This is a genomic window from Subtercola vilae (assembly GCF_004923255.1).
Lineage (GTDB): Bacteria > Actinomycetota > Actinomycetes > Actinomycetales > Microbacteriaceae > Subtercola > Subtercola vilae.
Map to the genome: position 1 here is coordinate 31,515 of NZ_QYRT01000031.1, position 11,689 is coordinate 43,203.

The 11,689-nt window shown below is 60.8% G+C and carries 13 protein-coding genes and 3 pseudogenes; 12 read left to right on the forward strand and 4 right to left on the reverse strand.

Going from position 1 to position 11,689, the window contains the following annotated elements; all coding sequences use genetic code 11:
* The first annotated feature begins 243 nt into the window (after nucleotides 1–243).
* The 9 genes from D4765_RS14040 to D4765_RS14080 all read left to right on the forward strand — a co-directional run bounded on the left by D4765_RS14040 (nucleotide 244) and on the right by D4765_RS14080 (nucleotide 6,462).
* Nucleotides 244–915, forward strand: coding sequence for a ParA family protein (locus D4765_RS14040; RefSeq protein WP_237280445.1), 672 nt, complete (start codon nucleotides 244–246; stop codon nucleotides 913–915).
* 128 nt (nucleotides 916–1,043) lie between these two features.
* Nucleotides 1,044–1,349, forward strand: a complete 306-nt coding sequence (locus D4765_RS14045) for a hypothetical protein (protein ID WP_201799325.1) — start codon at nucleotides 1,044–1,046, stop codon at nucleotides 1,347–1,349.
* Between the two features lie 152 nt (nucleotides 1,350–1,501).
* Nucleotides 1,502–1,891 (forward strand): hypothetical protein, encoded by a 390-nt coding sequence (locus tag D4765_RS14050; protein ID WP_136642929.1) that lies wholly within the window; start codon nucleotides 1,502–1,504, stop codon nucleotides 1,889–1,891.
* A gap of 360 nt (nucleotides 1,892–2,251) precedes the next feature.
* Nucleotides 2,252–2,611, forward strand: coding sequence for a hypothetical protein (locus tag D4765_RS20045; RefSeq protein ID WP_338054642.1), 360 nt, complete (start codon nucleotides 2,252–2,254; stop codon nucleotides 2,609–2,611).
* Between the two features lie 293 nt (nucleotides 2,612–2,904).
* On the forward strand, nucleotides 2,905–3,132 hold the full coding sequence (gene nrdH / locus D4765_RS14060) for a glutaredoxin-like protein NrdH (protein ID WP_136642942.1): 228 nt from the start codon (nucleotides 2,905–2,907) through the stop codon (nucleotides 3,130–3,132).
* 16 nt (nucleotides 3,133–3,148) lie between these two features.
* Nucleotides 3,149–3,535 carry a single-stranded DNA-binding protein gene (locus D4765_RS14065; protein WP_161580452.1) on the forward strand — a complete coding sequence of 129 codons (387 nt, stop codon included), beginning with the start codon at nucleotides 3,149–3,151 and terminating at the stop codon, nucleotides 3,533–3,535.
* Nucleotides 3,536–3,833: 298 nt separating this feature from the next.
* Nucleotides 3,834–5,012 (forward strand): site-specific integrase, encoded by a 1,179-nt coding sequence (locus D4765_RS14070; RefSeq protein ID WP_136642932.1) that lies wholly within the window; start codon nucleotides 3,834–3,836, stop codon nucleotides 5,010–5,012.
* 200 nt (nucleotides 5,013–5,212) lie between these two features.
* Nucleotides 5,213–5,971 (forward strand): hypothetical protein, encoded by a 759-nt coding sequence (locus D4765_RS14075; protein ID WP_136642933.1) that lies wholly within the window; start codon nucleotides 5,213–5,215, stop codon nucleotides 5,969–5,971.
* 203 nt (nucleotides 5,972–6,174) lie between these two features.
* Nucleotides 6,175–6,462: a hypothetical protein gene (locus tag D4765_RS14080; RefSeq protein WP_136642934.1), complete on the forward strand. Its 288-nt coding sequence runs from the start codon at nucleotides 6,175–6,177 to the stop codon at nucleotides 6,460–6,462.
* A 162-nt stretch (nucleotides 6,463–6,624) separates the two neighbouring features.
* Here the strand turns inward: D4765_RS14080 and D4765_RS14085 are convergent, their stop codons facing one another.
* Together D4765_RS14085 and D4765_RS14090 are read right to left on the reverse strand one after the other, a co-directional pair.
* Nucleotides 6,625–6,957, reverse strand: coding sequence for a DUF7882 family protein (locus D4765_RS14085; RefSeq protein WP_136642935.1), 333 nt, complete (start codon nucleotides 6,955–6,957; stop codon nucleotides 6,625–6,627).
* A gap of 267 nt (nucleotides 6,958–7,224) precedes the next feature.
* Nucleotides 7,225–7,503: a hypothetical protein gene (locus tag D4765_RS14090; protein WP_136642936.1), complete on the reverse strand. Its 279-nt coding sequence runs from the start codon at nucleotides 7,501–7,503 to the stop codon at nucleotides 7,225–7,227.
* Nucleotides 7,504–7,924: 421 nt separating this feature from the next.
* Between D4765_RS14090 and D4765_RS19745 the strand changes: the two are divergent.
* The 3 genes and pseudogenes from D4765_RS19745 to D4765_RS14100 form a co-directional block, all read left to right on the forward strand.
* Nucleotides 7,925–8,173: pseudogene (locus D4765_RS19745) on the forward strand (diacylglycerol/lipid kinase family protein); the annotation flags it as partial.
* Between the two features lie 329 nt (nucleotides 8,174–8,502).
* Nucleotides 8,503–8,820, forward strand: coding sequence for a diacylglycerol kinase family protein (locus D4765_RS19750; RefSeq protein WP_237280447.1), 318 nt, complete (start codon nucleotides 8,503–8,505; stop codon nucleotides 8,818–8,820).
* Between the two features lie 7 nt (nucleotides 8,821–8,827).
* Nucleotides 8,828–9,136, forward strand: a complete 309-nt coding sequence (locus D4765_RS14100; RefSeq protein WP_136642937.1) for an alpha/beta fold hydrolase — start codon at nucleotides 8,828–8,830, stop codon at nucleotides 9,134–9,136.
* A 762-nt stretch (nucleotides 9,137–9,898) separates the two neighbouring features.
* Here D4765_RS14100 and D4765_RS14105 read toward each other — a convergent pair.
* Both D4765_RS14105 and D4765_RS14110 read right to left on the reverse strand, forming a co-directional pair.
* Nucleotides 9,899–11,052: pseudogene (locus tag D4765_RS14105) on the reverse strand (IS3 family transposase).
* Nucleotides 11,053–11,129: 77 nt separating this feature from the next.
* Nucleotides 11,130–11,345, reverse strand: a pseudogene (locus D4765_RS14110) (IS3 family transposase); the annotation flags it as partial.
* Nucleotides 11,346–11,689: the final 344 nt, after the last annotated feature.

Here is an 11,689-nt window from a genome sequence, read left to right on the forward strand (position 1 = left end):
TCTGTAACGTACAGACTCTGTAACGTACAGACTATCGGCGGCGTAAGTCCGTAAGTCCGTAAGTCCGTAAGTCCGTAAGTCCGTAAGTCCGTAAGTCCGAAAGTCTGGTAGTTTGTAACTTACTAACTCACTGAGCTCAGACTTACAGACTTCGGTACTTCCGATGTCTGTAAGTTCGTAAGTTCCTGACTTACAGACTTAGACTCGCCGGCGCTGCTCCGGGCAAATGTCACTACATCGGGATTGGAAAACAACATGCGCATAGTGTCTCTGGTCGGTCAGAAGGGTGGGGTGGGAAAGACAACGACCACGATGAATCTGGCCGCCGTCATGTCCAAACACTCTCGTGTGCTGGTCGTCGACGTCGACCCTCAGAAGTCCACAACGTGGTGGGCAGAAAACGCGGGGGAGAGTCTTCCTTTTGACTTCGCCGCAGACGTGGATCCAGACAACCTCGCCCGACTTCGCGAACTGCCCTACGACACCATCTTCGTCGACACACCAGGCAGCCTCGAAGACACTCGTGTCCTATCCGCAGTTCTCGATGCATCTGACTTCGTCATCCTTCCGCTCAATCCGGAGCCGCTCAACACCCCCGCGATGATACGAACGATCAAACAACACATCGCTCCCCGAAATCTCCCCTTCAGGGTCTTGCTCAGCAAAATCGACCGACGTCGTGCGGGCCAGCTCGAGGACTGGGAGCAACTCGTCGACCACGGACTCAAGTTGCCGCGGTTCCGGCAATATGTGCGACTCTATGCAGCCCACGCCGACGCGCCGCTGGAAGGTCGGGTGGTCACCCAATACGCCGACACTCGGCAAAACGCAAATGCCATCTTCGATTACACCCACGTGGCCATGGAACTCATGGCCATCTGGGCCAACGAACCCCTGAAAGCTGAGGCGCGGTAATGGCTCGAGCCGACTTGAACGCAATGCTTGGCCGACTAGGCGAGGAGGATGTCACCAACTCAGAGCCCGTGACGTTCGAAGCGGCAGCGGGTACCAGGCCCCCAAGAACCTCGTCAGCTAAACGAAAAGTGACGCCGACGAAGTCAACCGACAAGTCAGAGGCCATCGATTCTGGAAGCGTAGCGGGGGAGGCCGCGGGTAAGGCGCCCGTGCCGCTCTACATGCGCCTCGAGCGCAAAGAGGCGCGGCTGAGGGCCGACCAATACTCGAAACTAACAGAACACGCTCGGCGGCTCAGCAGAGCCAAGGCCGAGGGCGGCGACCGAATCACAGAAAACACTCTGATCCGTGTCGCGATAGACCTGCTGCTCGATCGCGCCGACTTACTGGCCGGATCAGACGAAGCGGAACTACGTAACTCTGTAAGTCTGTAAGTCTGTAAGTCTGTAAATCTGTGGAATGTCTGACCACGACCTTTGATGTTCACGGACCGATGTGCCGCAAGTCCGAAATCGATAAGTGATTTCGTTGTGATTGCGAGTAGAAGAGCCTTGTTATTCGGGTGTCATTGGTGTGGAATGGAGCTATGACCACAACAACGTCACGTCCGGGGCTTCGCGCTTATGAGGACTCGTTGCGTCTTGCGCCCGCCGAAGTGGTAGCAGCGCTTCGAGAAACGCTTGGTGCGAAGTTGGTTGCTTATCTCGGGGGAGTGCGTGAGACCCGGGCGGTGCGCGAGTGGGCGGATGGAACCCGGATCCCTGCTGACGAGGTGATTCAGCGGCTTCGTGCCGCGTACTACGTCACAGCGATGCTCCGCGATAGAGAGTCCGCGCCGACGGTAGCGAGCTGGTTTCAGGGGATGAATCCTGAGCTTGACGACGTCGCGCCGGCGCGCATGCTCCGTGAGCAGGATTTGGACACGGCTGGGCCGGCCGTTCTTGCTGCAGCTCGATCTTTCATCGCTCTCGGCTAACTGAGCGTTCCTTCGACAGAACTAACGATCCGCGAGAACCCAGGAAACGTCTGGCGCGTCGGGTTTGCCCCGGACCCATGGGCGTGGAGCGACTGGAAGTACGCGATCGATGAGGGCCGCTTCAATGGCCGCTGGGACGACCTCCGCGGGCAGTTCCGTACCGTCTACGCCGGCAACACCCTGTATGCCTGCCGGATCGAGGTACTTGCCAAATATCGGCGAGACGCCGCGCTCGCCCTCGAGCTCGATGGCATAAACGAAGACCCCGCAGACACTGATGAGTTTCCGGCCCGTCCTGCTGCCACGGTTGGGTACGACTGGCTGGAGCTGCGGCTCGCATCCAGCGGCATGCTCGGCGGAATGTTCGGCGACATCAATGCGTCAGCGACGATCGCGGCGCTCTGGCCACGGTTCGCACCCATGGCGATCGAACTCGGTGCGAAAGATTTTGATCTCGCGGCGTTGAAGGATTCTGGACCCCGCGATCTCACGCGCTCCATCGCGTCCTGGCTGTACGCCCTCACCGACCCGGTGATCGACGGGGTCGAGTTCAGTTCCCGTCACGGCGACGACCTCCGGCTTTGGGCCATCTTCGAACGCCCCTCGGGGGAGACGAACGTGTCGCCGCTGCTGACGCAGCGCGAGAACTCCCGGCTTACACCTGAAACCCCAGAGCTCGTTGAGGCGTTCAGAACACTTGGGCTGGCCTGGGCGAGCTGACTCACCACGGCTAGCGCCGCCAAGACGGAGGTGACGCTAGCCGGCACGGAGGCCGGCTGGGAAACGGAGCCGCTGCGCGGCGCAGCGAACCATGAGACGTTTTCACCTTGTCTGGCCGTTCACCGTAGCTCGCTTTCACGCCTCCAGGTCACGCATTCGCGGCATATCCTCCTGCGCTGCGCTGCGTCCGGTATTCCACGACCTGACACTGCGGCGTTCACGCTCGCAAACGATTCCCTTTGCCAGACAGGCTAAGCATAATGTCGGTGGGAAGGGGTAGAACGATGAGCGAGATGGTGGTCACGGTGTATTCGAAGCCCGCGTGCGTGCAGTGCGTGGCAACAAAGAAAGCCCTCGAGCGCAAGGGCATCCGTTACACCGAAGTCGACGTCACGACGAACGATGCTGCCCTGGAGTATGTGACCGAGGAACTCGGCTATAGCGCAGCACCTGTCGTTGTCGTTGACGATCATCACCACTGGTCGCAGTTCCGACCCGACCTCATCGACAACCTGGCGTAACCGATCACAACAGAAATTGAAGGAGCAGAAACCCCTGTCCACAGCACGCACCATCACTGGCAACTTGGCCGCTGACGTCGAGGTCGTCAAAGCCGGCAGTATCGACATCGCGAAGCTCCGTGTCATCGAGAGCACGGGCGAATACCGGGGCGGCAAGTATGTTGAGCACCCCGATGCTACAACCCCCTTCGTTGAGGCCAAGTTCGAGCTCGGTGAGAACGTCGCCGCAACCCTTCACAAAGGAGACGCCGTGATCGTTATCGGCCGCGAACACACCAGCAGCTGGGGCCCGGAAGGGTCCAAAACGTATGGCCGCGTCATCGACGCCGACACCATTGGCGTGGACCTTGGCCGCGCCGTCGCCGCCGTCCGGAAAGTCACCCGTGACGATGACGGACGGTAGCGGGCCACTGCTGACGCAGCGCGAGAACGTACGGCTCACACCAGACACTCCCGAACTCGTCGAGGCATTCGCAACGCGGGGCCTGGCGTGAGCGAGCTGACCCGTGGCGCCGCGCAGCGGTCGCATTCGGGGCTCAGGATTAAGTCTCCCGGCGAGCCGCTGATACGGGGGTCCTAGCCGCTTCGCCCTGTGTGCTTGTGTGTTGTGCAAGGGTTATTGTACGAACGAGGTCCATAATAGATGTTCTAGCCCGGAAATGGGCTCGGCTGAGCCGTGAGACCGGGGGAGGACAACGCCAATGGATGAAGTCACTCTCCTCGGGGAGAAAAAGGGCCACGTCGCACGGGGCGGGGGTGGGGAGGTTGCGGGTGCGGTGAGGGTGCCGGTGCGGTCGCGTGCGGAGGAGTTCGCGGCACCGAACACGGTGAAGGGGTATCGCAGTGATTTGCGCCGGTTCCGGTTGTGGTTGGCACGAATGGACCACCTGCCTCCCGGTCAGATAGATGAGGGTTTCCTGGCCAGTCCGGAGTTTGATACGGTCCCGGTGTCCGGGCAGACGGTCGCGGACTACCTCGATCTGAAGGCGGAGGAAACCGATCCAGTCACGGCGGAGCGGAAGTTCGCCGCGTCGACGATCGTCCGGTGGGTTGCCGCGATCGGTTGGGAGCACCTACTGCAGGGCTGGCCGTCCCCGGTGAAAGATCCGGCCGTGGTCCAGGCACTGAAAGTGATCCGCCGAACCAACGCCCGACCTACGAAACGCGCCGCCCCGCTACTGCTTGATCCGCTGCGGAAAACGTTGCTGTCTGTCGATATCAGCGGGGAGCAGCGCGGGGTCCTCGGTGCACGCGATGTCGCACTGATCTTGTTCGGCTGGGTGGGCGCGTTTCGTGGCAGCGAACTCGCCGCCCTGCAGGTCAAAGACGTGACGGTGGTGCCCGGGGAGGGGCTTCGTGTTCGGGTGACGAGGTCCAAAACGGACCAGGAAGGTAGGGGAGGGGTGAAGGCGTTACCGTTCGGGTCAAACCCTGTTACTTGCGCGCCGTGCGCGTACACCCGCTGGTACCGCCTCCTTGCCGCACAAGGCGACCGGCGGGACCGGGCTGCGCTGATGCGGAATGTCCGGGAGAACACCTTCGCGGTGCACGTCTGTCGGGAACCGCTACCCGGGGTGTTGCCGGGCTCGGTGCCGTTGTTTCGTGCGGTGTCCACTGCGGGCCTGATCAGGGACGCCCCGATCACCGGGGACACTGTCAGCCGGGCTGTGAAACGCCGAAGCCACGCCGCTGGTATTGATGTGCCGCAGTTGAGCGGTCATTCGCTGCGTGCAGGGTTCATCACCGAAGCTCTGAACGCGGGAGCGTCCACAGCGGAAGTGATGCGGCAATCGTTGCACCGGGACGAACGCACCATCCTGATCTATGACCGGGAAAACAACCCTCTGAAAAGAAACGCCGTCACCCGGGTCCGGCTCTGATGCGACCAGAGCTCCGCACCCAATGGGCGCTTTTCGCTGATTGGTGCGCGTCGTACGACCAGGCACCGATCCCGGCATCCGCGGAACTTGTTACCGGTTTTCTTACCGCGTTCCCCGGCACCTCGCGTACGCAGCGCCGCCGGGTCCGTGCGATACGCCTCCAACACGACCTCGCCGGGATACCACTCGATATCCCAGCGATGGCAGCTGCCTCGTCGACCGTCTGGTCTGCCATGCCGGGCTTGATCGAGGCTGGTGCCGCGTTGTCGCAGATGCCCCGCTACGGCGCCCCACAACGCCACGGAACCCGGCATGGCAGCGGGCTGCGCGGCAGGAGAGACGCCTGCCTCATCGTTCTCGTTGGCGTCTTGCAGTTGTCCCGCCGGGAGGCCCGACAGATCAGCACCACCGACGTGCGCATTGACACTACCCTCACCGGGTCAATCATCCGGATCGGTGACCTGGTCGTGCCCCGCACCGATACCCCCGGGTCGTGTCCTTCCTGCGCTATCACCCGATGGCTTCGCGTGACCAACGCGATCAGCATCGGGCACCGCGGAACCGCATTGGACCTCATCGACGTGACCCGAAAAGACGAGACAAGTCACGATTGCGACCGCCCCTTCAGCATCGACATGCCCGGCGGTGAGGGTGCGATAGCGGGGCTGCTGCTGCTCAGCCTCACCCACGAGGGCTGGACCCAACCCGGCGTTGCCCTGAGCACCCGATCGATTAGTAAAATCGTTCACGCCCGCCGAATACCCACCGGACACCGCGAGGAACCAACCTACCGACGCCCCAGCCCCGCGGGCCGGTTCGCCATGGCAACAGCAGAACAGGTCTACCGAGCCGCGGGAGACGTTGATGACGAAGCCGATCACCTTCTCCGCCGGAGCCAACGACTTCTCGCACTCATCGAAAAGACAGTCACTCTTGGTGACGCAGCGGAACGAAGATGAGTATGACCTCCCCCGTCTGTCCTTCATACGACCCACGTCCCGCAGCCGGCGAAGGGCGAAGCCGCTTCGCACAACGACTTCGCGGCCGCGCGCACCGGGTACTCCAAGTGCAACCTGATCGAGCAGGCTATACGGCAAGGGTCTGGGGGTAGCCGGCGAAGGATGGCCGCCACGTTGAGGGGCACGGCGGCCCGGTGCCCTGGATGGGCCATGACGTCGTCGAAGCCGTCCGCAACGACCCGGTAGGTATGGATCTCATCAGCATCAACGGACAACCCGACGACCTCACCATCACAACCTGCATCGGCATAACAGCAGAACAATCAGCGATCCAGATCTGCTGCCGAGCCCACGAGCTTTACGAAGCTATTTCACAGACCAAGGACTCATCCCACCCACAACCATCAAAGTCAAAATCGGCCGCGTCGGGTAAAACACACCACGACCGGCTGCCAAGCCAAGCCACAGGAAACAGTCCGCACCAACATTGAGTTCCGCGTCGAGGTCCTGACACGGCCCACGTCGATGGGTGATCGATCAACCGATCAAGCACCATCCTCTCCCGGACCCGGACCAAGATTGACATACTCACCAAGACTTTGGTACCCGGGGGAGCACATTTTTTAGGCCGTCTCGAGGCGGCGGCGCTATTCCTAGTTCGGTGATGCACGCACGAGCGCGGCAATGGTTGCGGGAGGGTTTTCCGGCATCACGATCAAGCCGCGGGAGCTGTTAGCCGAGGCGGTGAGCTCGGCAAGCCATGCCGGGTTGATCGCGGGGGCCCGGCTGCCACTGAATCGGAAGTAGAGCGGGATCGCAGGGTGTAACCAAATGGACGCCCGCCCGCTACCAACATCGGGCGACAATGCCCACGACATCGCAAAGCTCTCAGCGCGCCGCAGCTTTTGCATGATCACGATCTGCAAGTGGGTCAGAGTACGATCGTTCAGCTCGATTTCTGTACCGTCGTACGTTAAAGAACCCATCAGAACTCCCTTAGTGAACACTGGCTATGCGGTCACCAAGAGCCTTCCCGCATGATTCGCTCTTTGAGGCCGGTGTGAGGGGTTGAAAAAAGTTAGGTGTTCATAGTCCAAACGGATGACTACACAGCCAAGTTCAGCGGCAGTCTTTACACTACATCGCCGACACGCATTCGTGCGGCGGAAAAATTCTTACTAGACGAAGTTCACCCCTAAGTGTGGACTCTGAAATGCGGTTGCATCTGAAACCGCACCGGATTGCCGCGCACTTCAGCCCTCATAGTCGTTGTCGAAATCAGAGCCAGGCACGAATGGGCTGTCTAAGTCACCGTCGTCCCGGTCTTCTTCCGGAACCTCACTCACCACGAAAGTGATTGGAACACCCGGGGAGACCAGAATAGACAATTCCCGGTTCCCGTAAAGAGTGACCTTCACAATGTCCCCGCCCCCACGGACCGCAGCAAGAGCTAAAGCCTCGATAGTGTCGATGTCCTGGTCTTGAGCGAGCGGGTGTTGCGTGTCGCTCACGGTGATGATGATGCGTTTCATAAGGCAAACCTCCACTGCACACTAAAGCATGACGGCGCTAAGAAGCGAAACCGTGGACAGACCCCGTTCGAGCGTGTATGTACCCGCCTAGACGGGTTGGGCTGCTGCGGGGTGTTCGGACAGCGGATCGGCACGGTTGCACCAGGACCGGTCCATCGGTGGCAGGCAAGTTCCTTCGGCCCTGAAGGGCCGTCGACGTGGCCGCGGACGCTGCGGATATAAAAACCGATTCTCCCGGACGGCGCTGCGGCGGGGTATGCCTTGCTGTTCTCGGCCCGGTGCGTATTCCTTTGGCAACCCCTGACCGTTTCTTCTTCACCGATTCGCCTGCCCCGCATCCTGATCGGACGGCTGACACCTCAAAGACCGCTGCAGTGGTTTACAACCGAGTCAAAGTTGACCTCGACGCGCTCCGGAAGCCGTGAACTCGTCTGCTCGCGAAGCGGGGTGGGGTGATTCGGTTTGGTTGGAGACGTCCGTTGAAGACGTCGGTCAAGGCGTCACTGAGCAGGCCATAGAGCTCGGTTCCAATCCGGTGATCGTGGCCGGTGGTGACGGGACCGTCCGTGCCGTCGCTGAAGCAGTCCGGGGCACTGGCATCCCGGTAGCTCTCCTGCCATCGGGGACCGGGAACTTGCTTGCCCGGAATCTGAAACTTACCCTCGACGACGTGCCCGGCTCGGTGCTCGCCGCGTTCACCGGAACGGACCGGGCCATCGATCTCGGAGTGGTCGATATTGAACGGGCCGATAAGACCCGGGACTGGCACGTGTTCGTCGTGATGGCTGGGATGGGTATCGACGCGAAAGTGATCGCCAACACCGACGAGAACCTCAAATCCAAAGCCGGTATCGCTGCGTACGTCGGTGCGGTCAGCAAATCCCTCAGGGACCCCAACGAACTGCACCTCAGGTTCAAACTCGACGACGAACCGGTCAAGCATGCAACCGTGCACACGGTGATCCTTGGCAATTGTGGGTCGCTGCCGGCATCCTGTTGGTGCCCAACGCCGTCATCGACGACGGCCTGTTTGACCTGCTCCTCATGCGGCCAGGCAGTGTCCTCGGCTGGATCAGGGTGTGGGCGAAAGTTGCCTGGAACGGGATCGTGCGCCGCACGAAGGCGGGGAAGGCGTTCGCGGGGGAGCAGAAGAACGATGGCGACCTGCACTACCGGACCGGTAAAAAGTTCAGCGCCCGTCTGTCACGGCCGGAAGAGATCGAACCCGACGGTGACGGGCTCGGGAAAGCCGTCGCCTTCAACGCCTGGATCGAACCCGGTGCGCTGCAGATCCGTGTCTCAGCCGACGCCAACTGACTCACCCATGGCTGAGGAGTATCGGGTGTTCCGGATGCCCAAACAGCCGGGTATTCATCGGCCAACAGTTCAGTTGCTGCATGGCATCGCGCTCTCGCACCGCTCGCCCACCCGGGCCGGAAGACTGCGTGCCCGGCGCGGCGACATCATCGGAATCGACCTCCCCGGGTTCGGCGGCACCCGCCGGGCGAAAAACCTGTTGAGTGTCGAAGCGTACGCTGCCGGAATCGCAGGCGTTCTGGACCGTCTCGAAGCTGACCCGGTGATTACGGTGGGGCACTCCATGGGTGCGCAGTGCGCTGTCGAGCTCCCGTGAGCCGCCCCGACCTGGACAAAGTCGTCGTGATGATCGGACCAGTTGTCGACCTCCGCTACAGAACCATGTGACAGCAGGGCGTCCGGCTGCTCCGCGACGCGGCTCTCGAACCGCGACAGACGAACATGATGGCCCAATTCGACTACGCCCGCTGCGGACCGGCCTGGTTCCTCACCGAAACCTGTGCCATGCTCGCCTGCCGCACCCACGACCGCGTTCAGCAACTGATCAAATCGCTTCTGGTGCGTCGCGGGAGCAACGGCCCGATAGCGGATGAATAGTGGGTGAGTTGGCCGGCCACCCACACCGGGTAACACCAGCCAGAGCATGCCCGGGTACCGCCACAACGTCGGACATAGTGCCCTGGCGGAGACCGAGAGAATGATCATCCTCTTCGAAGAACACCTCAGCAGCCAACCGGGAGACCGCGAGTGAACGCCCGTCTCGGAAGGCGCAGACTGGCCACTCTGATGATGCTTCTCGCAACTGACGCGTCCGGTCGCGGCCTTCTCTCGGGTGTCGCGATCGCCAGCAATCTTCGACCCGGTTTCTCGGCCCAAAATCGTCGAGGGCTCTTGATTGCCGAGGTGGTCGGGATAACACGGGGTCAAGGCTACGGCAACGTCTTACAGGTGGCTTAGGCGGGGGAGGGATGCCGGCCGAGGGTGAGGACACCGCTCATGCTGCGTTGTCGGGTCTGCTGCACGGATGGGTGACAGTTTGACGTGCCCCACAGTTTGGTTACCCGTTGGGGTGTGTAGATTAGGCCGATCTGGATGTTTGTGTGAAGCGTAACTCGTGCTCGACTGGAGAGAGATACTCCAGCTGGGAATGGCGTCGTTGTCGGTTGTAAAAGATTTCGATGTAGTCGAAGATCGCGTTCGCCAAGTCGAGCCTTGTGCGCCATTTCTTCCGGTTGAGAAGCTCGATCTGCATGCTTGACCAAAAGGATTCCATCATGGCGTTGTCGTAGCAGTCACCGATTGTGCCAAACGAGGGCATCCGCCCGGACGAGCGAATCTTGTTGGTGAAAGCCCACGAGGTGAATTGGACTCCGTGGTCGGCATGGACGATTCCGCCGGCTGCAGGTTGCCGGTTTTTGATCGCCATGTCCAGCGCGTTGACGACCAAGGTCGAGTCTTGGGCGCTATCGATCGACCAGCCGACGATCTTTCTAGAGAACGTATCCATGACCGCGCAGCAATAGATTTTGCCTTCTCTCGTTGGATGTTCCGTGATGTCCGTGATCCATAGTTCGTTTGGTGAGAGCCGGTGAAACTTGCGGTGTACCAGGTCGTCGGCGATGGCGATGCCGTGCAGCCGTTTCACCTTCGCTGGCCCTGGAAGCCCACGGATGCCGGCTTTGCTCATCAGAACAGCCACCAGACGCTCGCTCACCTGGAGTTTCATGCCGATCGTCAACTCCGCATGAATCCGGCGGGACCCGTAGGTTTGCCGGGACGCGGTATGGACTTCGCTGATCAAACCCGTGAGCCACAAGCGGCGCATCTGAGTGGGCGATATTGGCCGGTTTTTGTATCTGTAATAGCCGGGGCTGCTGACTCCGAGGAGTCGGCAGCACAGCTTGGCCCGGTAGCCAGCCTCGATCAGCTGGTCGACTACCGGGTGAATCCTTTTGGGCCAGGACGATCTTCCCCGTGGAGCTTCGCGGCGATCTTCAAGATCTCGACTTCTGTTTCGAGTTGTCGGATTCGTTTCTTCGCTTTCGCCAGCTCAGCGGTTTCCGGCGTGGTTATCCCTGGCCGTTCTCCTCGATCGATCTGGTCTTGGCGCACCCAGCCGTGCAGTGCTGCCGCGCTCACCCCGAGCTGAACGGCCGCGGTCGTGATGGGTTTGCCGGCTCGCACGAGAGCGACTGCTCTCAGGCGAAACTCGGCGGGGAATGGTCGTGGCATGGATGAAGCCTCTCAAAAGGGGCCCGAATCTTCACACTGTTTCAGGTAACCAAACTATGGAGCAGGTCAGTTTCTAGTCACGCAGCCAGTGTGGCTGGCGTGTTCATGATGGCCTCGAGTTCGATCGTGGCCAAACGGCCCAGGCGGGGCTGCCCGCGTCGGCGGTGGTAGGTCCGTTCGATCCAGGTCACGATCGCGAGCCGAAGCTGGTCCCGGGTGGTCCAAGATCGGCGGTCGAGGATGTTCTTCTGCAGCAGGCTGAAGAAGGATTCCATCGCCGCGTTGTCGCCACACTGGCTGCGTGACTAGAAACTGTCATCTACTCGTGCAGCAGACCCCACTGCGAAACATCGAGTCTCGCTCGTTCGAAGTCAGGTCAACACCGGAGCCGGAGTCCTACGGTTGTCCCGGCAAAAATTGCCCAGACTACGGAGGATCGATAGCCGCAAACTGGAACCGGACTTGAAATCAATTCTCAGATAACCCCGAGGTCCATGGGTGGCTACGCCGGTCATGGCCGGTTATGGTAGCTGGCAGTTCGTCGAGTGGGGTGGTCTTGCTGCCGTTGTTGCTGGTGCTGAGCTAATTTCGGGGCCAGCTAGTGGCTAGTTTTGTCGATTGAGTTCCTACAAATAGC